This is a genomic window from Cyanobium sp. BA5m-10 (genome assembly GCF_024346255.1).
Lineage (GTDB): Bacteria > Cyanobacteriota > Cyanobacteriia > PCC-6307 > Cyanobiaceae > Cyanobium_A > Cyanobium_A usitatum.
This window is the reverse complement of record NZ_JAGQCP010000041.1, coordinates 1-21,946: the sequence shown is the minus strand read 5'-3', so window position 1 is coordinate 21,946 and position 21,946 is coordinate 1. Positions and strand designations below refer to the sequence as shown.

Genomic DNA, 21,946 nt, shown 5'->3' with positions numbered 1-21,946 from the left:
ACAGCTCGCTGGCGGCCAGCCCCAGCTGGGCGCGCAACTTATCGGTGAGCGAGCGGCCAATCAACAGGGGGATGCGGCCGCCGGCGCGCACCTCATCGGTGATCGTGCTGGGCTTTAGCTCGAAGCGAGCCACGATCTCGCCGGCATTCGCTTCGCCGCTGGCCCGCTCGATCGTGCCGGCGTAGGGGCGGATCGTGATCACATCGCCGGAGTTGAGCGCGGACACGTCGCACTCGATCGGCAGGGCGCCGGAATCCTCGGCGGTGTTGAAGAAGATTGGTGCGATCTTGCCGCCCAGGATTACCCCGCCGCCGCGCTTGTTGGGCACGTGGGGGATGTCGCTGCCGGTGTGCCAGAGAACGGAGTTGATCGCGGATTTGCGCGAGCTGCCGGTGCCCACCACATCACCTACGTAGGCCACCGGGTGACCTTTGGTTTTGAGCTGGGTGATCAGCTCCAGGCCGCCAGGCATGCGGGTTTCCAGCATCGCCATGGCGTGCAGGGGGATGTCGGGACGGGTGGTGGCGTGGGTGGCGGGGGAGAGATCGTCGGTGTTGGTTTCACCCTCCACCTTGAACACGGTCACGGTGATCTCGGCGGGCAGCTCGGCTTTGGCGGTGAACCACTCGGCGGCGGTCCAGCTGTCGATCACCTGCTGGCCGTAGGCGTTGCTGGAGGCCAGCTCCAGCACCTCGTTGTAGGCGTCGTAGACGAGCAGCGTGGTGCTCAGCCCTTCGGCGGCGGCGCTGGCGATGGCTGGATCGGAGTTGCTGAGCAGCTCGATTAAGGCGCTGACGTTGTAGCCGCCGATCATTGTGGCCAGCAGCTTCACTGCCGCCACTGGGTTCACCAGGGGGCTAGTAGCCGTGCCCTGGGCCACAGCCGCGAGCCAGTCGGCCTTCACGTAGGCCGCCTCGTCCACTCCCGGCGGGATGCGCTCACTAAGCAGGTGCAGCAGGAAGTCTTCCTCGCCGGCGGGCGGTGCGCTCAGCAGCTCCGTGAGTGCACTGGCTTGTGTGGCGCTCAGGGGCAGGGCCGGTACCCCCAGGCCTTCGCGCTCGGCCGCAGCGGCGCGGTAGCTGGGGAGGAAGGTGGCTGCAGACATGCCCGGTCGCGTTGATCTACACCCCATTGTTCTTGGCAGCCGGCCCCTTGGTGGTCGCAATCGCTGCTGACTAGGGTGGAAGGCGACTCCGCGGCGCCGTTCTGACGGCCTCAGGCCCATGACCACCACCACCTCCGATTTGCATGTGGTGGAAACCCGGCCGCTGGTGCCTCCGGCGCTGTTGCACCGCGAGCTGCCGATCAGCGATCGTTCAACGGCAACGGTCCAGCAGGCCAGGGAACGTATTAAGGCGATCCTGCATGGCACTGATCCCCGTTTGCTGGTGATCGTGGGGCCCTGCTCGGTGCACGATGTGGCCGCGGCCCACGAATACGCCGCGGCAATCGCCCAGGCCCAGGAGCGCTATAAGGACGCGCTCGAGATCGTGATGCGGGTTTATTTCGAGAAGCCCCGCACCACCGTGGGCTGGAAGGGCCTGATCAATGACCCCCACCTCGATGGCAGCTACGACATCAATACGGGACTGCGGGTGGCTCGCGCCCTTTTGCTGCATTTAGCCGAGATGGGCCTGCCGGCGGCTACCGAGCTGCTCGATCCGGTAGTGCCCCAATACATCGCCGATCTGATCAGCTGGACGGCCATCGGCGCCCGCACCACCGAAAGCCAGACCCACCGGGAGATGGCTTCGGGTTTGTCGATGCCGATCGGCTTCAAAAATGGCACCGACGGCAGTGCCATTACCGCTATTAATGCCATGGAAGCGGCGGCGAAGACCCACCATTTCCTGGGCATCAACCACGACGGTCACGCCGCCATTGTGACCACCACGGGCAACCCCGATGGCCATCTGGTCTTGCGGGGTGGTAACCGCGGCACCAACTACCACCCGCAGGCGGTGGAGGAAGCCGCTGCTGAGCTGGCCAAAGCCGGCCTGCCGCCTCGGGTGATGGTGGATTGCAGCCATGGCAACTCCAACAAGGACTATCGCCGCCAGGGCGAGGTGGCAGCCCAGGTGGCCGCCCAGCTGCGCGCCGGCTCTGGCCACGTGATGGGCGTGATGCTGGAGAGCCATCTGGTGGCTGGTAGCCAGAAGATTCCGTCAGACCTAAGCCAGCTCACCTACGGCCAGAGCATCACCGATGCCTGCATCGATCTGGCCACCACCTCGGAGGTGCTCGAAACTCTGGCTGAGTCGGTGCGCTAGCTAAGCCGTTGCCAGAGCCAGCCGGCTGCCAGCGGCACCGTGAAGTTGTCGAGGCCCCCCACCGCCAGCTGCTCCAGCACCACTGCAGTAGCGCTGATGGCCAGCAGGGCGGGCAGCTCCGGGTGGGGCTGGCCAGCTGCGATCGCCAGCTGGCGCACCAGCAGCAGCATGGCCAGGCTGCCAGCGGCCATGGCGCCGGTGCCAACGACGGATTTGCGCTGGCCCCACACCAGCCAGCAAGGGGAGCTCACCAGGGGACCCAGCAGTCCGGCTAGGCCATCACCCACGGCCATCACCAGCACGCCAGCGGCTACGGCAGCGGGTTGCTGGGGCCAAAACTGCAGCAGCAGCAGGGTGATTGAGGCCCCATAGGCGATGGTGCCGTAGCTGGCCCGGCCCACATCTTCGATGGCTGGCAGCAGGCGGAAGCGATGGTTCATTGCCGCCAGCAGCGTGATCAGGCCGGCGGCGGGGATGGCGATCAGGCGATCAATGCCGGTGGCCCAGGCGATCGGCACTACGGCGCCGGTGCCGATGTGCACCAACTTGCGACTCCATTCCCGTTGACCATTCCAGCGCCGCCGCACCTGCAGCGCCGCTAGTGCCAACAGGGCCAGCCAGCCAGCAACGGCCGCCACTCCCAGCAGCTGCTGCGACCATCCAGCGGCCATGGGCTCAGGCGGCCTGCTGGTAGTTGCTCATCAGGCGCAGCTTCATGATTGCTTTTGCCTCCAGCTGCCGCACCCGCTCCCGCGAAACATTGATCAGCCGGCCAATTTCAGCGAGGGTGAGAGGTTCGGCCCCTTCCAGGCCGAAGCGCAGCTTGAGGATCTGCTGTTCCCGGTCATTTAGCTGGGAGAGCCAGGTGCCCAGGTGCTCCTTTTGGATGTGCCGGTCCATCGAGTCTAGGTGCTCGTTGCTGGCCGGATCGGCGATTAGTTCGCCCAGGGTGCTGCGATCTTCTTCGCCGCGGGCATGGGCATCGAGGGAGGCGCAGGGAGCGCTTTGGGCCATCAGCTCTTCGAGGTCCCGCGGGGCCATGTCCATGGCATGGGCAAGCTCGAGGCGATTGGGCTGGCGGCCGAGGCGATGGGAAAGCTCCCGGCTGATCCGCCGCATCTTCGACAGCTTTTCGCTGATGTGAATCGGCAGACGAATTGTGCGGGCGCTGTTGTCGATAGCCCGGGTCATCCCCTGACGGATCCACCAGTAGGCGTAGGTCGAAAATTTGTAGCCCATTGCTGGGTCGAATTTGTCAACAGCTCGCTCTAGGCCGATCGCCCCTTCTTGCACTAGATCCAGCAGCTCCAGCCCCTGGTTTTGATACTTCTTGGCGACGCTTACCACCAGGCGCAGGTTGGCGGCCATCATGCGATCGCGGGCCCGCTGGGCCATGCGCAGCTGACGCTTGTGCTTGGGGGTGTGCTCCCCTGCAGGCAGCTCCAGCAGGCGTTTGCCGGCCTGCACGTGATGTGCCAGCTCAATTTCTTCGGCGGCCGTGAGCAGCGGCACGCGGCCAATGGTGCCTAGATACCAGCCGATTGAGTCGGCACTAAGCCGTCCCCCGGCTTTCGGGCCTGTGGCGCGTGCCTTTCCAGACGCAGATTTGCTAGCAGTAGCATTGGGCGCCATCTTTGATGGCGCCTGCTTCGAGACGTTGCTGTCAACAACGTCTGAAGCGGATTGCAAAGGCGTCCCCACACCCCAGCCTCCGTATTGGATTTGGCTGGAATGTAGCACTGTAGCGTTGGTTGTAACTCCTTGATTTGGAAGAATTCCTGCATGGATTGCTACTGATTAAGCCACCAAACCGCCGCGCCAGCGACGCATCATCTCCCGTTGAACCAGATGTTGTTCGCCTTCGAGCTGTCGTTGACTGAACTTTCCTTGGTTGTCCATGTGCCAGGCACCGGTGTCATTCAGGTAGAGATCGATGACCTGCTCAAGCTGATGGCGCAGTTTTGGATCTTCGATTGGAGCTACCGCTTCAACTCGTCTGTCCAGGTTGCGTGACATCCAGTCGGCGCTGCCGAAGAAAAGTTCGGGCTCACCGCCATTGCCAAACCAAAACAGCCGCGAGTGTTCAAGGAAGCGACCGATCACACTCACAACCTGGATGTTGTCGCTGATGCCCTCCAGTTGGGGCCGCAGGCTGCACATGCCACGTACCACCAAGTCGATCATGACGCCGGCCTGGGAGGCCTCGTACAGCAGGGCGATGATCGACGGATCCACTAGGGAATTCATCTTTGCCCGGATATGGCCGCCCCTGCCGGCCTGGGCATGCTCGATTTCGCGGCGGATCAAGCCTTCCATGCGGCTGCGCAGCGTCACTGGAGCCACCAGTAAGCGGCGGAAGCTTTGCTGTTTTGAGAAACCGGTTAGGTAGTTGAACAACTCCACTAAGTCGGCACCGAATTCCGGCCTGGCTGTGAGTAGGCCGATATCGGTGTAGAGGCTGGATGTTTTGGAGTTGTAGTTGCCCGTACCTATATGTACGTAGCTGTTGAGGCGCTCCTTCTCCTTGCGAACTACCAGCAGGATTTTCGTGTGGGTCTTCAGGCCCAGCACGCCGTAGACGACGTGCACCCCAGATGCCTCCAACTGCTTGGCCCACTGGATGTTGTTGTCTTCATCGAAACGGGCTTTTAATTCAACAAGGGCCATCACCTGCTTGCCGTTTTCAGCGGCCCGGATCAGTGCCGCAACCACAGCTGAATTCTTAGAGGTGCGGTAGAGGGTCATCTTGATGGCCAATACCGAGGGGTCATCGGCGGCCTGGTTGAGGAATTCCTCTACCGATGTGGAAAACAGGTCGTAGGGGTGATGCAGCAGCACATCTCCCCGGCGGATCACCGAGAAGATGCTTTCAAATTCCTCCGCCTTGATCGAGCCGTCTTCCAGCTGGCTCTTCTGGGTGCGGGCCAGGGCTGGTGTGGTGCGGCCCTTGTGGGGCTTCTCCTTTAACTGGGGCAAGGGAATGGCCAGCAGGCTCATCAGATCGTCGAGACCCAGGGGTCCGTTGACCCGGTAAACGTCTTCCGCCTCGACGGCGGTGCCTTCCATCAGCAGCTGCACCACCGCTTCCGGCATCTCATCGGCCACCTCCAGCCGCACCACCTCACCGCCGCGGCGGCGTTTGCGTAGGCCCTCTTCAAGGGCCTCCATCAGATCGTCGGCCTCTAGGTCGCGCAATTCCAGGTCGGCGTCACGGGTGACGCGGAAGAAGTAGTGACCCTCCACGTGCATGCCTGGGAACAGCAGGCCGAGGTTGAAGGCCACCACCTGCTCCAGAGGCACGGCCGTATAAACGGCTTCGGGTTGCTTGCCGCTCAGATGGGGGGGGATCTGGACGAAGCGGGGCAGGTTTTTCTGCGGCACTTTCACCCGGGCGAATTCCTGTTGACCCGTATCGGGGTCGCGCACCAGGGCGGCCACGTTGAGGCTCAGGTTGCTGATGAAGGGAAAGGGGTGGGAGGGATCCACCGCCAGGGGGGTGAGAACCGGGAAAATGGCGCTCTGGAAGTAGGCGTTGAGCCAATCCCGTTGGGCTGCGTTGAGGTTGGCGTAGTCGGTGAGGTGAACGCCGTAGTCGCAGAGATGGCTCTTAAGGGAGTGGCGGTAGTGCTGCTGCTGCATTTCCAGCAGGGGGCGCAGCTTGGTGCGGATCGCCTGAAGCTGTTGCTGGGCGGTGAGTCCGTCATCGCTAAGACTGCTCACCCCGGCATCGATCTGGGACTTCAGGGAGGCCACCCTCACCATGAAGAACTCATCGAGGTTGTTGCTGAAGATGGCGCTGAACTTCGCCTGCTCAAGTAGCGGTGTGTGCTCGTCTAGGGCTTGTGCCAGCACCCGGTAGTTGAATTCCAGCCAGCTAAGTTCACGGTTTAAATACAGCTCGGGAGCTAGCTGGGTTTCAGCCGTTGATTCCGCCATGCAGCATCCTGACTGTGATTAGCGGCAACGTAGCAATCTCAACTGTCCGATCCGTGTAGTCCTGCTGTCATCGCTGAATTTCGGCCAGGTAGGCCACCGGCCACCAGCAGGGCCACGCCCACAAGCAAGGCGATGCCAAGCCAGAAGGGGCTCTGGCGCCCGGTGGTCTCGTAGGCCAGGCCCGCCAGCGGGGGCCCTAGAAAACTGCCCAGGCTTTGTAGCCCCTGCAGGCTGCCCAGGGCGGCGCCCTGACCTTCGCTGTCGAGGCGGCGGGAGACCAGGCTGCGCAGACAGGGGGTGACCAGGCCGGTGCCCAGGGCCAGGATCGCCACAGCGCTGAACACCACCGGTTGGGCGTTGGCCCGCGTGGCCAGGGGAATCAGCAGGCAGCCGGCGATCACAAAGCCCAGGCCGGCCAGGGTGAGGCGCCATTCGCCGAAGCGTTTCACCAGCGGTCCGATCAGGCCGCCCTGCACCACCGTGGCTACCACGCCCACCACCAGGAAAGCTGAGGCCGCTAGGCCGGGGCCCCAGTTGAAAGCCTGCTTGAAATAGAGCACCAGCACGGCGGTGAAGCCGTTGAAGGCAAGGAAAAACAGAAAAAATGCCACGCAAAGGCGCCGCACCTGGGGGTTGGTGAACACCCTTTGCAGGGCGACCAAAGGGTTGAGATCCCGTTTGCGCGGCATGGCCCGGCGTGCATCTGGCGGGTGGGTTTCCGGCAGCACGGTGAGCACCAGCACCAGGTTGAGCACGGCGATCGCTACGGCAACGAGCAGCGGCAGGGTGACGCTGATCTGGCCGAGCAGCCCGCCTAGGGCGGGGCCAAGAATGAAGCCCAGGCCAAAGGCCACCCCGATCAGGCCGAAGGCCTTAGCCCGTTTTTCCGGCGGCGAGATGTCGGCCAGCACGGCGCTGGCTGTGGCGGCGGTGCCGCCGCTCACCCCATCGATTAGCCGAGCGCCGAACAGCAGGGCCAGGGGCAACCCGGCGGCCTGGGCGGCGGGCCAGAGGCTGGCCCAGGGCAGGCTGATGGTGAGGGCAAACAGGGCCAGGCCCAGCACCGAGCCCGCCACACAGACACTGATTACCGGTTTGCGGCCGTAGCGATCGCTGAGGGCGCCGATCAGGGGCGTGAAGGCGAACTGAGCCACCGCGTAACTACCCGCCAGTAGCCCCAGCACCCGGCCATCGCTGGTGAAGCCCGCCAGCAAAAAGGGCAGCAGCGGAAAGACGATGCTTTCCCCCAGCCGGTCGTTGAGCAGGGTCAGGAAGGCGCAGAAGAAGGTGGAGGGGCGGGGTAATGACAACGGCAGGGTGGCTGGCGGGTGCGTCAAGCCACACGTTATGGGATCGAATTGGAGCAGCTCTGAAGTGATCCACAACCGGTCCATTGCGTTGTTCCGGGCGACCTTCCATGCCCCCTGGAAGATCGATCTGGGGCAAGGGGTGGCTTCAGCCCAGCTGTCGTATTCATGTTGTCCCTCCCAGAGGGACACGATCATTAGTCCCCTTCCACCTCCGCCACCGTGTGCGCGCCTAGATCCACTGCAGTCACAGCGATCTGCGCAGATTAAGGGGCATCTGTGCAGAGGTGCGGGCGGATCTGCGCGACAGGCTCCTAGCCGCTTTCCCTAGGCTCTCCGAGGCGTCTGGAACGCGTCCGAATGGAGGATGGGCTGATCAGCCGTGCCGAGATAGTTTCGGGTGGGCTTGCCCGTCAGCGCCGCGCTCGCCTGCTGCAGCAGCAGCTGTTGGATATCTTTCATGGCCAGGACGCCACCAGCAACGGGCCTGGTGATGCCCTTGATGCCCAACTGCGGGGCCTCAGAGCCCGTACAGCCAAACCCACCGCTCTGGATCTTGATCGCCTGCTAGATCAACCCGACCAGTGGCTGCCCTTGATCCCCAGCGATGGGGAGCTGCGCCGCGAGCTGCTGCGCCAGATCAGGCAGACGGTGCCCTGCACACCAGATCAACTGGCGAACCTCACCCAACTGCTGGATCTCGCCCCCCAAGCCCCCAAGCTCGTCCAGGCATCAGAGCCAGCGGTGCCCGGGCCCCAATCAAATCTCCAGCAGGCCAACCGTCCCCGGTTGCGGGATCCGGCCACCTGGCCCGTGGGGATCAAGCTTGGCGGCCTGATGGTGCTGTTCTCGCTGCTGCCCGCCCTGTTGGTGGGTTTTGTAGGCGCCTCGATGGCAGAGCGGGAGGCCGAGGTGAGTGGCCAGAGGCAGCTGGCGGGTCTGGCCAGCTCGGTGGCCCGCGGCCTGAACCATGAAATTCAGGCTTATGTGGAGCTGATCCGCTTTGTATCCAAGGATCCCGGTGTGATCAGCCTGTCGGCATCACCGCCAGAGCAGCGGGCCGAACGCAAGCAGCGGGTGCTGGATCTGCTCGATCGCCTGCAGCGTTCCCACCCCCATGTGGTGTTCACCTACCTGCTCGATCGCGAGGGCAACTGCATCGCCGCCTCCGACCGCAAATTGATCGGCCACAACTACAGCTTCCGCACCTATTTCCAGCGGGGACTGCGGTAGTCATCCTACGTGAGCGGCACCTATCTGCCGATCTCCACCACCAACCCCTCGCCAACGATCTCGATCACCAGCCCGGTGCGCGACGGCCAGGAGGTGGTGGGGGTGGCGGTGGTGGCCACCCATACCTTGGCCAATTACTCGTCTCTGCAGGTTGCTGAGGGCAACAGCGCCATGGTGGTGGAAGCCGATGGCCTGATCTCCTCCGCCAAGGATCCTTCCCTGAGGTTGGGCATCCTCGGCCCAGGCGGTGACAGGGCCCGCGGGACCCAACGGAGCGTCAGCCTGAACGCCCCGATCGATCGGGGCCAGCGCTTCCGCCGCCAGCTGAGCTACCACCCGATCTCAGCCAACTTGCTGCCCCTGAGGGGAGCCGCCCAACCAGGCTTTGGCTTGGGTGAACTCGATGGCCATCCCGTGGTGGCCGCCTGGCAACCCCTCGAAACCGATGGCTGGACCGCAGTGGTGCTGCAATCCCGATCCCTGTTCAGCCTGACCACGGCGGCGGTGCAGCATCGGGTGGTGCTGCTGGCCTCCTTGCTGAGTTTGCTGGCCACCCTGGCGGCCATCGCCGCTAGTCGAACCATCTCGGGCCCCTTGCGCACCCTCACGGAGGCGGCGACGCAACTGGAAACCAACCAACCAGTGGAAGACTCGCTGCTGGCCAAGGTGATCCGCCGCCGCGATGACCTGGGCTTCCTGGCCCGTCGCATCCAGGAGGCCGCGCGCCAGGCCCAGAAACGGGAAGCCACTCTCAAGGCCCAAGTGGCCGCCCTCCACATCGAAATCGACCATGGGCGGCGCGAAAGCGATGTGGCGTCGATAGTTGAGAGTGATTTCTTCAACGACCTCAAGGCCGCCGCCGCGGATCTGCGCAAGCAGCGCCGAGCCAGCCGCCAGGCTTCTCCTCCCCCCTCCTGACTCCATGAGCCTGATCGTTTCGGTGCACTCGTTCCGCGGGGGCACTGGCAAGAGCAACATCACCGCCAGCCTGGGGGCGGTGATGGCCCAACAGGGACGACGGGTCGGCGTAGTGGACACCGATATCCAGTCGCCAGGCATCCATGTGCTGTTCGGCTTTGAACCCGAAACGCTCGGTCGCTGCATCAACGACTACCTGCACGGGGAGTGCGGGATCAGCGAGGTGGTGCACGACATCACCGACCGGGTCGGCACGGTGGCGAGCGGCGGCAAGCTGCTACTGATTCCTGCCAGTATCAAGGCCACCGACATCACGCGGGTGTTGCGGGAGGGTTACGACGTGGGGCTGCTGAACACCGGCTTTCAAACCCTGATCGATGAGCTCGCCCTCGATGTGCTGATCGTGGACACCCACCCCGGACTCAACGAGGAGACGCTGGTCTCGCTCACCCTCTCGGATGTGCTGCTGCTGGTGCTGCGCCCTGATCAGCAGGATTTCCAGGGCACCGCCGTCACCGTGGACATCGCCCGCCGACTCGAGGTGCCGAGCCTGCTGCTGGCGATCAACAAGGTGCCGGAGCTGATGCCCGTCGAAGCCGTGCGGGAGCGGGTCGCGTCTGCCTACCAGGCCGAGGTGGGTGCGGTGCTGCCCCTCAGCGAAGCGATGGCGATGAACGCTTCCGCCTCCCCATTTGTCGTTTGCGACCCCGAGCATGCCTGGTCGCAACAGCTGGGGGCGATGGCGCGGCGGATCCTCGCGGAGATCTGAGATGGAGCCTGGCCAGGGGACGGCGCTGCCACTCCATCCCGACTGCACTGCCCTGTTGCAACGCCTGGAGCGCGCTGGCGTCAGGCCGGTCTCCGAGCTCTCTCCCCAGGCTGCCCGGCGCCTGGGCATGCGCCTCTACGACCTGGAACGACAGCAAGGTGAATCCTCCCTGTTGCGCCAGCTGATCCGGTTCAAAGGCGCCACCATCCCGCAACTGGCCGAGGCCATGGGACGCAGCGAGGCGGAACTGGACCATCTGCTCGATCGCCTCTACCTGGCGGGCTCAGTGCTGCGTCAGGAACGGCAGCCAGGCGTGGTCACCTGGAGCACCCGCCTCAGCCAGCAGCGCCGCACTCTGCAGGATCGAGCCCTGATCGACCGGTTGGGTGACCCCGGCCAGCCCAACCCAAGGGCGCAGGCGCGATCGGATCGCCTCACCACCGAGAACCTATACCTGGGCGGCAAGCTGCGGGCCCGCCTCTACTTGCCACCCGGCTGCGGCTCCGGGCTGCTACCGGTGGTGCTATTCGCCCATGGCGGCGGCTGGGTGATCGGCAGCATCGAAACACATGAAAGCCTCTGCCGCACCCTGTGCGAGCAGTCGGGCTGTGCTTTTGTGAGCGTGGACTATCGCCTGGCGCCGGAACACCCCTGGCCCGCGGCCGCCGACGATGTGGAGTGTGCCCTGCACTGGCTGGTAAGCCATGGGAGTGATCTGGGCCTGGATATCAACCGCCTGGGGGTGATGGGGGATTCCGCCGGCGGCAACCTGGCCCTGGTGGCCGCGATGGCCGCCCGCTCGGCAGGCCTCTGCAAGCCGCGAGCGCTGGTGCTGGCCTGCGCCACCCTGGATCCTTCCCTGGGGCTGCCCTCCTATCGCGACCTGGCCGAAGCCCCCTTCCTCTCGGCGGCCGACATGCGCTGGTATGTCTCCCATTACCAGCCCGATCCCGGCCACTGGCGCGGCTCGCCCTTGGTGGGCGACCTACGCGATCTGCCGCCCTCTCTAGTGATCGCCGCCAGCCACGATCCAGCCCGTGATGACAGTGAGGTGTTCAGCGAACGGCTCGATGCGGCCGGAGGTCAGGTGACCCTGCAGCGCTACGAAGGCATGTTCCACGACTTCATCCTGTTCAGTGGTGCCATCGCCGCAGGCCAGGAGGCCTGCGGCGCCATCGCCAGGATGCTGAGAGAGCAGCTGCAGCCCTAGGCGCTCAGGGAGCCTTGATCTGTGGACAGGGGTTGGGGCCGAACATGCCGCTCAGTTTCTGGCTGCCCATCGCATAGATCTGCTGGGCCTGGGCCGGGTTGCCCTGGGCGCCCTGCAGCTTGCTCGCAAACTCCTGGCACGCCTGAGCCTGCTGGGGATTGGCGGGCTTCGCGGTGACTGGTGCGGTGACTGTTGAGGTGACTGGTGCAGGTGCCGGGGCAGCTGGAGCAGCTGCGGTGGGTGCAGGGATGTCGCCACAGGGGTTTTCGCCGAAGGTTTCAACCAGCTTCAGCACTCCCTGCTGATACACCAGTTGGGCCTGCTGGGGATTGCCGGATGCGGCCTGGAGTTTGCCGGCGAATTCCTGGCAGGCCTTGCGTTCCTGGGCGCGGCGCAGCAGTGGGCCGGCCTGGGCGTTGGGTGGCGCCAGGGGGGCGAGGCCGGCGGCCAGAAGCAGCAGGACCGGGATGGTGCGGCGAGCGGTCATCGCGAGGGGGAAGCGACCCTCACGTTATGGGAGAAGGTGGGGACGTTTGGCGTCGGGCAATCCATGCTTGGGCCTGGCGCTCGGTTTGAGGACTAGGAGATGTCTGCACCCCAGTTGAGCCACCTCAATGCCGCCGGCGAGGTGCACATGGTGGAGGTTGGCGATCGGCCCGCCACCGCCCGCCAGGCCACGGCTGAGGGGTTCATCCAGATGGCCCCCGAAGTACTGGCCTTGGTGCTGGAGGGCCGGGCCCCCAAGGGCGATGTGCTGGCGGTGGCGCGGGTGGCAGCGATCCAGGCGGCCAAACGCACCTGGGAACTGATTCCGCTCTGCCACCCGATTGCCCTCAGCGGCGTGAGCGTGGAGCTGGAGCCGGCCACCGATGGCAGTGGCCTGCGGCTGCGCGCCATCGCCCGCACCACCGGTCCCACCGGAGTGGAGATGGAGGCGCTCACGGCCGTGCAGGTGGGCCTGCTCACCCTCTACGACATGCTCAAGAGCGCCGATCCCGCTATGACCATCGGTCCGGTGCGGCTGCTGGCCAAAAGTGGCGGCCGCAGCGGGGATTGGCAACGGCATGAGTGAGCCCTTCGGCCCGGAGGGCCTGCCCCTCGACCAGGCCCGGGCCCAGATCCTGGAGTCGCTGCAGCCCCTGGGGCGCTGCGAGGCGTTGCCGCTGGCGGCCTGTCTGGGCCGCATCACCGCTGAACGGGTGCTGGCGGCGGCAGCCGTGCCGGGTTTCCGGGCTTCGATCATGGATGGCTACGCCATTGCCGGATCCGAGCAGCCGCTGGTGGGTGCCCGCTGGCGCCTGCGGGGCACTTCGGCCGCCGGTGCCCCCTATGGCTCGGCCGTGGCAGCGGGTGAGGCGGTGCGCATCCTCACCGGCGCCGTGGTGCCCGCGGGCAGCGCTCGGGTGCTGCCCCAAGAGCTGGTGCAACCGCTGGAGCTGCCCCAAGGTCCCAGCCTGGAGCTGGTGCGCCCGGCCGGTCCTAACCCCTGGATCCGCGGGCCAGAGGAGGAGGCTGCCGTCGGGCAGGAGTTGGTGGCGGTGGGCTGCCGGCTGGGGGCTGCCGAGCTGGGCAGGCTGGCCAGCTGCGGTGTGCAGCAGCTCACGGTGACCAAGCGGCCGCGGCTGGGTTTGTTGATCAGTGGTGATGAATTGCTCAGTCCCGGATTGCTTCGGGGCCCTGGCCAGATCTGGGAGAGCAATTCGGTCCTGCTTGCCGCTTTGCTGGAGCAGCTGGGTTATGGGGTGACGCAGCAGCGGTTGGTAGCCGATCAGCCCGAGCCCCTGCGCCAGGCCCTGCGGGAGCTGGCGGCCGGCTGCGATGTGGTGGTAAGCACCGGCGGCGTCTCCGCTGGCGACAGCGACTGGATCCGCCAATTGGTGGGGGAGCTGGGGGAGGTGAGCTTCTGGAAGCTGTTCCTCAAGCCGGGGCGCCCCTTTGCCTGGGGAGAGGTGGCAGGCGTGCCCTTTTTTGGGTTGCCGGGTAATCCGGTGGCGGCGGCGATCACGGCTCTGCAGTTGCTCTGGCCGGCGCTGCAGCGGTTGGAGGGTGGCGCGATCCAGGTGCTCCCCCGTCTGCGGGTGCGGCTGGATCAGGAGCTGCGGCGCGGGGCGGGGCGGCCGGAGCTGGCCCGCGCCCAGCTGGTGGTGGCGGCAGATGGGGGCTTGCTGGCCCGGGTGGAGGGCTCCCAGGCCTCCTCCCGCATCGGCTCGCTGCAGGGGGCCGATCTGCTGCTGGAGATCCCGGCGGAGCTGGGCAATCTTGAGGCGGGAACGCAGCTCTGGGCCCAGCTGCTGCGGTTGCCGATCTTCTGAGCCGCGTGCCGGCCGCGGCCCCAACTGCTCAGCTGGCAGGCAGCACGGAGTAGTGATCCACCACCAGCCCCTTGCGTTGTTCCGGGCGACCTTCCATGCCCCCTGGAAGATCGATCTGGGGCAACAGGGTGGCTTCAGCCCAGCTGTCGTATTGCGCCTGCCCTTCCCAAAGGGAGACGATCATCAAGCCCCCTTCCACCTCCGCCACCGTGCGCAGCAGCTGGGCTTGAGGTTGCTCCTTGCCCTCCAGCTGGGCCAGTTCCACTTGGAATTGCTCCAGCGTCGCTCCGGGCCAAAAATTCGCCACCATGTGCACGGCCAGCTCTCCAAGTTTTTATGCCCATGAATGTGGCACAGATAGCTGGGGTCTGCTGAGTCGCGGACTTCTTCCTGGGTCCGAGCTTCATAGGGGCGTATTGCCCGTGATCCAGCTACCCACCCCCTGGCTCCATTCCCGTTTCCAGAAGGGGGCTTCGTGCTTGAGGGCCTCAAGCAGCTCTTGGCAGCAGCGCTGGGCCGGGCCGCGGCGATCGGCCGCTACCGCCACCAGCACGATTGCGTCTCCCGGCAACACCAGACCGATCCGATGTCTCACCAGCACTGCAGTCGCCCCGTGCCGGCCCGCGGCGGCGGCTGACAGGGAGGCGATGCAGGCCTCGGTCATGCCGGGGTAGTGCTCCAGCTCCAAAGCTTCCAGGGGCTCTCCGGTGGCATCGCAGCCCCGAACCCTGCCGATGAACTGGCTTTCGGCCGCCGGCATGCCGCCAGGCAAAAGGGCTAGCTGCGCCTGCCACTCGGCCAGGACCGACAGCGGCTCGAACGGCACCGTTTCCAGCTGGATTGCCAACATCGCGTTAGCCACCACTGATTGGCGGCAGGAAGGCCAGCTCATCGCCAGCGAACAGGCTTGAGTCCCAGGCGGCGAACTGCTGATTGATTGCTACCCGCACGCCGGCGGGGGGATAGGCGGGCTGCAGGTTTAGCTGCCGCCAGAGCTGTTCAGGTGTTGTGCCAGCAGGGTTGGCTTCCCCAGCGGCTGGGGCTAGCTCGACCAGTTGCTCGCTCCAGCCCATCGCTTCTCGCAAGCCGGCGAAAAGGCGTACCTGCACTTGCGATGCCGGATCGGTGGAGACGGCCATGGCTTGCAGCAGCAGGGTTGGGGCTAAGTGATCGCTAGGGAGCTCCTAGCTACGCCGCCCAGAATGCCCCAAACGCCTGAGCCCTGCCCGTGAGCCTCGCCATCGCCCTGCTCACGGTGTCGGACACGCGCACATTGGCTGAGGACTGCAGCGGTGATGCCCTGCAGCAGCGCTTAGAGGCGGCCGGTCACCGGCTGGTGGAGCGCCTGCTGGTGCCGGACGACCGCTACCAGATCCGTGCCGCCATCAGTAGCTGGATTGCTGATCCTGCTGTGCAGGTGGTGATCAGCTCTGGCGGCACCGGGCTCACCGGCCGCGATGGCACCCCGGAGGCGGTGGCACCCCTGCTCGATAAGACGATCGATGGTTTTGGTGAGTTATTTCGGGTGCTCTCCTTTGAAACGATTGGCACCAGCAGCCTGCAGAGCCGCTGCCTGGCGGGGGTGGCTAATGGCACCGTGATTTTTGTGCTGCCGGGTTCCCTCGATGCGGTGCAGACAGCCTGGGACCGGCTGATTGCTGCCCAGCTCAATGCAGATACCCGCCCTTGCAATTTGGTGCAGCTGCTGCCGCGGTTGCGGGAGGTATGAGCCTTGTCATTACATGTCAGACAAGACGGGTGTTTTTGCTCACCTCTTAACTGAATAAGGCTTCCTAGCCTGGGTGCAGATAGTTGAGGAAAGTGAGATGACTACCTGCCAAGCGCAATCTACGGCTGCTCTGCACGATCTCAAAGAGCTGGCGCGGCGCGATCCTGCATTTACTGCCGCTTTGCTGACCACCCGGTCTACCCAGGAGGCCGCTGAGTTGGCAGCCGCCAACCACATCACTGTGACTCCTGAGGCCCTATGGCGCCATCGGGGCACTTTCATGGCTGGAGGTATGCCCACTTGGCGAGGCTGATGCTGTTTGGTTATCCATTCAGCCCCCTAGGTAGGCCATCTCGGCGTGTGTGCTGTTGGCAGATTTTGCAGTGTTGCGCTCTTCGCTATAGCGGTCGCTTCGTTGATTCCAGAGGGCGGCCATGGCTAGCTCGAGTTCTGCGGCGTCTGACTCCTCCTTCAGCCATGGTTTGAGATCCAAGCCGCTGCCCGGGGCGGCAAAAAGGCAGGAGTACGCGACGCCATCTGCGGTAACCCGCAGACGGTTGCAGTCTCCGCAGAAAGGTGCACTCACCGACGCCACCACGGCCAGGCTGCCGCCCCCATCCCGGTAGCGCCAGCGGCTTGCGGTGCCGTGGGCGGTGCGGCCCAGCGGCTCAAGCGGCCAGCTGCTGCCGATTTGCTCCAGCATCTCGGCGGCGCTCAGCACCGCCTCGTACTGCCAGCCGTTGCGGCTGCCCACGTCCATGAACTCAATCAGCCGCAGCTCCAGCCCCCGCTCCCGTGCCAGTGCCGCCAGGGGCAGCACCTGATCGTCGTTGGCGCCGCGCTGGATCACAGCGTTGAGCTTGAGGGCGCCGCGGGCGGGATCAAAGCCGGCGGCGCGGGCGTGCTCGATCGCAGCCAGCACCGTCGCCATGGCCCGTTCACCTGCGGCGGTATCGGCCAGGCCAGCCATGCGGGCAACCGACCTAGCCGTGGTGCCATCGAGGCTGAGGGTGATCCGGTCGAGGCCGGCGGCGCGTAGCTGCTGGGCTCGCTCAGCGGTTAGTAAAAGGCCATTGCTGGTGAGAGCGATCTCCCCCAGGCCGGGACGCTCCGGGTGTGTGGCGCGCAGGGGCTGCACAGCGGCGATCAGCTCCTCCAAGCCCCCGTGCAGCAGCGGCTCTCCGCCGGTAAGCCGCAGGCTGCGGGCTCCCAGGTTCACCGCCGCCCCGATCACCCCCAGCCGCTGCTTCAGCGTCAGCAGTCCCGGTGGCTCCTTGCCATCCGGCAGGCAGTAGGGGCAGGCCAGGTTGCAGCGGGCCGTGAGCGACAGCCGCAGCACCCCAAGTGGCCGGCCCAGTCGGTCGTTTGGGGGGACGCGGCTGGCTACGGTTTTGGGATGGTTAGTGGCGCTGGCCATGGCCGCAACGCTATAGCTACAGCCCCACTTACCACTCGGGGTTTCGGGCGCTGCTTGCTGCGTTGGCTGGGCTGCGATTCATAAAGAGCGACCTTGCCATACCCCTAGGCTCTGAAAAACACCGGCATAGCAGCCATGGCGCCTGAGCAATCTGGTTCGCCAGCCGCTTTCCAGTCAAAGGCATCGTCTGAGCCACCGGACCCAGAAGACGCCGCCAGCGGGGGCGGCTGGCCCCTGATCGACGGCTGGGCCCGCGCCACCCTCTCACCAACGGGGTTGCGGCTTTGGCAGACCCTCAACCACAAAAGCGCCTGCCTGAGTTGCGCCTGGGGCACGGGCGGCCAGAACGGTGGCTTTCGCGATGAACTGGGTGAGCGGCTGCAGCGCTGCCTCAAGAGTGTGGAGGCGATCGGAGCGGAACTGCAGTCCGCGGTGCCAGAGGAGGTGTTTGCCGGCCGCAGCCTGGCCGAGCTGCAGCAGCTGAGCTCCGCCGAATGCGACCAGCTGGGCCGGCTCGATCGACCCCTGATCCAGCGAGCCGGTAGCGACCACTACCAGCCGATCAGCTGGGAAGAAGTGCAAGACATCAGCGCTGCGGCCTTCGCTAGGCCGTCGCCGGAGCGGGTTGCTTCCTACAGCTCCGGGCGCTCCTCCAATGAGGCCGCCTTCCTGCTGCAACTGCTGCTGCGAGCTCTCGGCTCCAACAATCTGGCCGACTGCTCCGACCTCTGCCACGCCCCCTCCAGCATCGGCCTAGGCCGGGTGTTTGGCAGCGGCACCTCGATGGTGAGCCTCGAGAGCCTCCAGCAAGCCGATGGCGTGGTGTTGGTGGGGTCCAATGCGCCGGCCAACCACCCGCGGCTGATGAACGAGTTGATCCGGCTGCGGGAGCGCGGCGGCACGGTGATCGTGATCAATCCGGTGCTTGAGGCGGGGCTGCTCAAGTTCGGCTCGCCCGCCTTCCCGATCCGCTCGATGCTCGGCGGCGGCAGCGAGATCGCCTCCCTGTTCCTGCAGCCGATTCCCGGCTCCGACACCGCCGTGTTTCTGGGGCTGCAGAAGGCCCTGCTGGAGCGTGGCGCCATCGCCCTCGACTTTGTGAAGGCCCATGCCGATGGTTGGCAGGCCCTGATCGAGCAGATCGAGACCACCAGCTGGGAGGCGATCACGGGCTGTTGCGGCCTCAGCCGCGAGGAGCTGGACCACACCGCTGCCAGGCTGGCTGCGTGCAAGGCGGTGGTGTTCGCCTGGGCGATGGGCATCACCCACCACGCCAACGGCACCGCCAACGTGCAGGCGATTGCCAATACGGCCGTGCTCACGGGCAACGTGGCCCGGCCGGGGGCGGGCACGATGCCTATCCGCGGCCACTCCAACGTGCAGGGCTTCGGCTCGATGGGGGTGACGGTGAATTTGCGCGAGCCGATGCGGCTGGCGCTCGAGCAGCTGCTCGGCCGGCCCCTCAGCCCCACCCGGGGCTACGACACCCGCGCCCTGATCGAGGCGGCCGCTGCCGGCGCCGTCGATTCCCTGCTCTGTCTGGGCGGCAACCTGTACGGCGCCAACCCCGACAGCCGCCAGGCCCAGGCCGCCCTTGGCCGCATAGACACGATTATCTACTTGGCCACCAAGCCCAACACCGGCCACTTCCACGGCCTGGCGGCGCGCCAGACCCTGCTGCTGCCGGTGTTCAACCGTTTCGAAACCCCCCACCGCACCACGGTGGAATCGGGCAATAATTGGGTGCGAATCAACGAGCCCGGCAGCACCCACCTGGGCAGTGGCCAGCTGATCAGCGAGGTGGAGTTCCTGGCCGAGCTGGCCCACCGCCTGCACGGCATCGAGCCGATCGATTGGCGGCGGCTGCAGGATCCCGTGTATGTACGCGATCTCATCGCCCGCACCGTGCCCGGTTACGCCGCGATCGCCGAGATTGACGCCAGCAAGAAGGAATTCGAGGTGGCCGGCCGGGTGTTCCAGGAGCCCCGTTTCGCCACCGCCACTGGCCGGGCCCAGCTGGCGGTCACGCCGCTGCCTGAGCTCGGATTGCCGGATGCGGATCATTTCGGCGGGCTGGCCGTCGGCGAGCAGGGACTAGTGCTGAACCTGATCACAGCCCGCAGTTACGGTCAGCACAACACGGTGGTCTACAAGCAGGGCGACAGCTATCGGGGCATGCCGCACCGCCAGACGATTCTGGTCAACCCGGAGGATCTCACCGCCTGTGGTCTGCGGGCCCACCAGCGGGTGACCGTCCAGGGCGAAGCGGGCCAGCTCGACGGGATCGAGCTGATCCCCGGCTCGGTGCGGCGTGGCGCGGCGCTGATGTTCTATCCAGAGGCCAACGTCTTGATGCGGGCGGTTAGCGATCCCGAGAGCGGCACGCCGGCTTTCAAGCGGGTGCCCGTGCTGGTGCGCGGCAGAGGGCTGATTGTGGCTTGAGGGTGTGGTGAAGCTGCGGAGCTGGCTGTGACCCTCTGGCTGCCGCCGCTCCTGGCCCTGGTGGCCTTTCTCTATGCCGCCGTGGGCCATGCTGGCGCCTCCGGCTATATCGCCGTCCTGGCTCTGGCAGGTCTGCCGGCGGAGCAGATCAAGCCGCTTGCCTTAATCCTGAACACCGCGGTGGCGGCCCAGGGCAGCTGGCAGTTCTGGCGAGCCGGCCACCTGCGCTGGCGGCTGTTCTGGCCGGTGTTGCTGGCCGGCCTGCCGATGGCCTTTCTGGGGGGGTGGCTAGATCTGCCCACGCTCTGGTTTCAGCGGTTGGTCGCACTGGTGCTGCTGGCCTCGGCCCTGCGCTTTTTGTGCCAGCCCGGCGATCCCGAGCGCTTGACGCAACCGCCGCTGATTCTGCTGGTGCTTAGCGGTGCTGGGCTGGGGCTGCTGGCCGGCCTCACCGGTACCGGCGGCGGCGTGTTTCTCACGCCCCTGCTGTTGTGTTGCAGCTGGGCCTCCACCCGCCAGGCGGCAGCGGTGTCGTCGCTGTTCATCTTCGGCAACTCGCTCAGCGGCCTGGCCGGCCTGCTGCTGGCCCGCCAGCAACATCAAGCCCTGCTGCCGGCCCTGCCGTCCCAGCTGGGCTAGATGTTGCTGATAGTGCTGCTGGCCGGTGCGGTGGGTTCGCGGCTTGGTAGCCGCCACTGGCCTGTGGTTTGGATCCGTCGCTGTCTGGCCTTGGTGCTGCTGCTGGCCGCCTCGAAGCTCCTGGGTTTCGCGGGCTGATGTTGGCGGTAGCGTTTCAACATGGTCGCCTCCGCTGCCGAGCCTTTCACGCCGCCCACCATTCCCTGGCGCCATCCCTTGGCGCTGGAGCCGGCTCAGATCTGGATCTTGCGGTGATCGTGGGCCAGCCCCAGCTCACGCCGGCGGAGAAGCTGGCCCGCTGGAAGCGCTTCAACTGAGCGCTGATGCCGGGCGCCTGAGTGGCTCCCGTTGGCATGTGTTTGGCGATGTGGCTCGTGATGGCCGGGTGCTGTATGTCGCCGGCTGAAGACGCCTGACTTGGCTTAGGCCAACTGACCAAGCTCAGGCCGGTTCACGTTGCGGATGGCCCGGGGATCCAGCGGCACCGCCTGGCAGGGCAGTTCCACCAGCCAGCTCTGCAGGCGCCGTTCGCCCCGCTGCACCGCCGCGGCCAGGTGGGCGCGGATTGGGGCGCTGTTCGGATACAGGCCCAGCAGCGGTTGCAGCTGCTCACCGTCGTGGGCCAGATGGAGCCTGGTCGGGCTCCCTATTGCTGCGCCCGCCAGCAGGGTTTGCAGGGCGGCCAGGCTGAGATGCGGCATGTCCACTGGGCAGAGCAGTAGCTGCTCGTTCGGGTGTCGCTGCATCAGCCGGTGCAGGGCCAGCAGCGGCCCCTCCCAGGGCGGTGGTTCTGCCAGGGCCGTCATCGGCGAGCCCGGGGCCAGCTCGAGGGCCAACTTTTCCGCTTGCTCCAGATGCGCCCCATGGCGGCTCAGCAGGGTGATCGGCGTCTTCAGCTGGGCTAGCAGGCGCAAGCTGCGCTCCAGCCAGGTGCCGCCTTCAGGGTGGGGCAGTAACGCCTTGTCCCGGCCCATGCGCCGGCTTTCCCCACCGCTGAGCAGGCAGGCGCGCAGGGGCAGTTGTAGCAACGGCTGCCAGGCATGACCGTGCCCATCCGTAGGGTCCCGCCGCATGTCCGGTTCCTCCATGGCTCTGCCTCCCCACACCACGACCCTGCTCGACGCCAAGCGCTGCAGCGGGCTCAGCTTCGCCGATCTTGGCGACTGTCTTGGTCAAGGTGAGGTGTGGACCGCCAGCCTGCCCTTCCGGCTGCTCTCACCACCTATCCCGTGAAGGGGGCCCTCGATCCGGTGATCCCCGCCGATCCGCTGCTCTACCGCTTCTACGAGATCCTGCAGATCTATGGCCTGCCACTCAAGGACGTGATCCAGGAGCAGTTCGGCGATGGGATCATGTCGGCGATCGACTTCAGCCTGACGGTGGCCAAGTAGGAGGACCCGAAGGGTGATCGGGTGGTGGTGACGATGAACGGCGAGTTCCTGCCCTATCGCAAGTGGTGAGGCTCAGGGCGCCATTGTTCAGGGCTCTTCAGCCAGCAGCCCAAACTCCGCCAGGGCCCGCGGCAGGTTGCGGTGCTCGTGGCCCGGGTGGCTGAGCTTCACCAGGGCGAAGCGCTGCAGTTCGTCCAGCTCCGCCCAGCCGCCGCTGCGGATCTCAAGGCCCAGCTGGGCGCAGGAGGCGGCCAGCACTTCGGGCAGCTGGTCGGCCTGCTGCCAGGGCTCAGCGTCGGGTCGGGGTAGGTCCTTGGCCTGGCCGGCGCTGAGGGCGCTGGTGCGCGCCTGCAGGTGCTGGCGCAACGCCTCG

At 65.8% G+C, this 21,946-nt stretch carries 23 protein-coding genes and 2 pseudogenes; 13 read left to right on the top strand and 12 right to left on the bottom strand.

Features of this window, described 5'->3' with window-relative positions; translation table 11 throughout:
• A pseudogene (locus tag KBY85_RS12335) lies at window positions 1–1,105 on the bottom strand (aconitate hydratase B); the annotation flags it as partial.
• A 118-nt stretch (window positions 1,106–1,223) separates the two neighbouring features.
• Here KBY85_RS12335 and KBY85_RS12330 point away from each other — a divergent pair.
• The gene (locus KBY85_RS12330) at window positions 1,224–2,270 is read left to right on the top strand and encodes a 3-deoxy-7-phosphoheptulonate synthase (RefSeq protein WP_254961788.1); all 1,047 of its coding nucleotides are present in this window, start codon (window positions 1,224–1,226) and stop codon (window positions 2,268–2,270) included.
• Here the strand turns inward: KBY85_RS12330 and KBY85_RS12325 are convergent.
• The 4 genes from KBY85_RS12325 to KBY85_RS12310 all read right to left on the bottom strand — a co-directional run bounded on the left by KBY85_RS12325 (window position 2,267) and on the right by KBY85_RS12310 (window position 7,516).
• Complete coding sequence (locus KBY85_RS12325; RefSeq protein ID WP_254961787.1) at window positions 2,267–2,941, bottom strand: diacylglycerol/polyprenol kinase family protein; 675 nt, start codon at window positions 2,939–2,941, stop codon at window positions 2,267–2,269. The genes KBY85_RS12330 and KBY85_RS12325 overlap by 4 nt on opposite strands.
• 4 nt (window positions 2,942–2,945) lie before the next feature.
• On the bottom strand, window positions 2,946–3,971 hold the full coding sequence (locus KBY85_RS12320) for a sigma-70 family RNA polymerase sigma factor (protein WP_396121866.1): 1,026 nt from the start codon (window positions 3,969–3,971) through the stop codon (window positions 2,946–2,948).
• Between the two features lie 96 nt (window positions 3,972–4,067).
• Window positions 4,068–6,206 (bottom strand): polyphosphate kinase 1, encoded by a 2,139-nt coding sequence (ppk1, locus tag KBY85_RS12315; protein WP_254961785.1) that lies wholly within the window; start codon window positions 6,204–6,206, stop codon window positions 4,068–4,070.
• Between the two features lie 38 nt (window positions 6,207–6,244).
• Window positions 6,245–7,516, bottom strand: coding sequence for an MFS transporter (locus tag KBY85_RS12310; RefSeq protein ID WP_254961789.1), 1,272 nt, complete (start codon window positions 7,514–7,516; stop codon window positions 6,245–6,247).
• 357 nt (window positions 7,517–7,873) lie between these two features.
• Between KBY85_RS12310 and KBY85_RS12305 the strand changes: the two genes are divergently transcribed.
• Genes KBY85_RS12305 through KBY85_RS12290 form a run of 4 tightly spaced genes read left to right on the top strand, consistent with a single transcriptional unit; the run spans window position 7,874 to window position 11,643 of the window.
• The gene (locus KBY85_RS12305) at window positions 7,874–8,746 is read left to right on the top strand and encodes a hypothetical protein (RefSeq protein ID WP_254961784.1); all 873 of its coding nucleotides are present in this window, start codon (window positions 7,874–7,876) and stop codon (window positions 8,744–8,746) included.
• A gap of 9 nt (window positions 8,747–8,755) precedes the next feature.
• Window positions 8,756–9,664, top strand: a complete 909-nt coding sequence (locus tag KBY85_RS12300; protein ID WP_254961783.1) for a cache domain-containing protein — start codon at window positions 8,756–8,758, stop codon at window positions 9,662–9,664.
• A 4-nt stretch (window positions 9,665–9,668) separates the two neighbouring features.
• Window positions 9,669–10,433: a MinD/ParA family protein gene (locus KBY85_RS12295; RefSeq protein WP_254931204.1), complete on the top strand. Its 765-nt coding sequence runs from the start codon at window positions 9,669–9,671 to the stop codon at window positions 10,431–10,433.
• A gap of 1 nt (window position 10,434) precedes the next feature.
• The gene (locus KBY85_RS12290; protein ID WP_254961781.1) at window positions 10,435–11,643 is read left to right on the top strand and encodes an alpha/beta hydrolase; all 1,209 of its coding nucleotides are present in this window, start codon (window positions 10,435–10,437) and stop codon (window positions 11,641–11,643) included.
• Between the two features lie 4 nt (window positions 11,644–11,647).
• Here KBY85_RS12290 and KBY85_RS12285 read toward each other — a convergent pair whose 3' ends face one another.
• The gene (locus KBY85_RS12285) at window positions 11,648–12,130 is read right to left on the bottom strand and encodes a hypothetical protein (protein ID WP_254931206.1); all 483 of its coding nucleotides are present in this window, start codon (window positions 12,128–12,130) and stop codon (window positions 11,648–11,650) included.
• Between the two features lie 99 nt (window positions 12,131–12,229).
• Between KBY85_RS12285 and moaC the strand changes: the two genes are divergently transcribed.
• Together moaC and KBY85_RS12275 are read left to right on the top strand one after the other, a co-directional pair.
• Window positions 12,230–12,715, top strand: a complete 486-nt coding sequence (gene moaC, locus KBY85_RS12280; protein WP_254931207.1) for a cyclic pyranopterin monophosphate synthase MoaC — start codon at window positions 12,230–12,232, stop codon at window positions 12,713–12,715.
• A complete protein-coding gene (locus KBY85_RS12275) occupies window positions 12,708–13,955 on the top strand; it encodes a molybdopterin molybdotransferase MoeA (protein ID WP_254931215.1) in 1,248 nt (415 codons plus the stop codon). Before moaC ends, KBY85_RS12275 begins: the two co-directional genes overlap by 8 nt.
• A gap of 28 nt (window positions 13,956–13,983) precedes the next feature.
• Here KBY85_RS12275 and KBY85_RS12270 read toward each other — a convergent pair whose 3' ends face one another.
• From KBY85_RS12270 to KBY85_RS12260, 3 genes are all read right to left on the bottom strand, one after another.
• Window positions 13,984–14,265, bottom strand: coding sequence for a hypothetical protein (locus KBY85_RS12270; RefSeq protein ID WP_254931208.1), 282 nt, complete (start codon window positions 14,263–14,265; stop codon window positions 13,984–13,986).
• Between the two features lie 93 nt (window positions 14,266–14,358).
• Entirely contained in the window at window positions 14,359–14,847 is a 489-nt protein-coding gene (locus tag KBY85_RS12265; protein WP_254931209.1) for a molybdenum cofactor biosynthesis protein MoaE, read from the bottom strand.
• Entirely contained in the window at window positions 14,810–15,094 is a 285-nt protein-coding gene (locus tag KBY85_RS12260; RefSeq protein WP_254931210.1) for a MoaD/ThiS family protein, read from the bottom strand. Before KBY85_RS12260 ends, KBY85_RS12265 begins: the two co-directional genes overlap by 38 nt.
• A gap of 89 nt (window positions 15,095–15,183) precedes the next feature.
• Here KBY85_RS12260 and moaB point away from each other — a divergent pair, with 89 nt between their 5' ends.
• The gene (moaB, locus tag KBY85_RS12255; protein ID WP_254931211.1) at window positions 15,184–15,684 is read left to right on the top strand and encodes a molybdenum cofactor biosynthesis protein B; all 501 of its coding nucleotides are present in this window, start codon (window positions 15,184–15,186) and stop codon (window positions 15,682–15,684) included.
• A gap of 331 nt (window positions 15,685–16,015) precedes the next feature.
• Here moaB and KBY85_RS12250 read toward each other — a convergent pair whose 3' ends face one another.
• Window positions 16,016–17,101 carry a GTP 3',8-cyclase MoaA gene (locus KBY85_RS12250; RefSeq protein ID WP_254961780.1) on the bottom strand — a complete coding sequence of 362 codons (1,086 nt, stop codon included), beginning with the start codon at window positions 17,099–17,101 and terminating at the stop codon, window positions 16,016–16,018.
• Between the two features lie 135 nt (window positions 17,102–17,236).
• Between KBY85_RS12250 and KBY85_RS12245 the strand changes: the two genes are divergently transcribed.
• The 4 genes from KBY85_RS12245 to KBY85_RS12230 are packed head-to-tail and all read left to right on the top strand — an operon-like array spanning window position 17,237 to window position 20,499.
• Window positions 17,237–19,543 carry an FdhF/YdeP family oxidoreductase gene (locus tag KBY85_RS12245; RefSeq protein WP_254961779.1) on the top strand — a complete coding sequence of 769 codons (2,307 nt, stop codon included), beginning with the start codon at window positions 17,237–17,239 and terminating at the stop codon, window positions 19,541–19,543.
• A gap of 27 nt (window positions 19,544–19,570) precedes the next feature.
• Complete coding sequence (locus KBY85_RS12240; RefSeq protein ID WP_254961778.1) at window positions 19,571–20,182, top strand: sulfite exporter TauE/SafE family protein; 612 nt, start codon at window positions 19,571–19,573, stop codon at window positions 20,180–20,182.
• Window positions 20,183–20,320 (top strand): hypothetical protein, encoded by a 138-nt coding sequence (locus tag KBY85_RS12235; RefSeq protein WP_254961777.1) that lies wholly within the window; start codon window positions 20,183–20,185, stop codon window positions 20,318–20,320.
• Complete coding sequence (locus KBY85_RS12230; RefSeq protein WP_254961776.1) at window positions 20,320–20,499, top strand: hypothetical protein; 180 nt, start codon at window positions 20,320–20,322, stop codon at window positions 20,497–20,499. The genes KBY85_RS12235 and KBY85_RS12230 overlap by 1 nt, the downstream gene beginning before the upstream one ends.
• 105 nt (window positions 20,500–20,604) lie before the next feature.
• Here KBY85_RS12230 and KBY85_RS12225 read toward each other — a convergent pair whose 3' ends face one another.
• Entirely contained in the window at window positions 20,605–21,270 is a 666-nt protein-coding gene (locus KBY85_RS12225) for a molybdenum cofactor guanylyltransferase (protein WP_254961775.1), read from the bottom strand.
• On the opposite strand from KBY85_RS12225, the pseudogene cynS reads away from it, so the two are divergent.
• Window positions 21,269–21,642, top strand: a pseudogene (gene cynS / locus KBY85_RS12220) (cyanase). The gene KBY85_RS12225 and the pseudogene cynS sit on opposite strands and share 2 nt — an antisense overlap.
• Before the next feature lie 18 nt (window positions 21,643–21,660).
• On the opposite strand, the gene KBY85_RS12215 reads toward cynS, so the two are convergent.
• On the bottom strand, window positions 21,661–21,946 hold a 286-nt coding region (locus tag KBY85_RS12215; RefSeq protein WP_254961774.1), incomplete at its 5' end, for a nitrate reductase associated protein.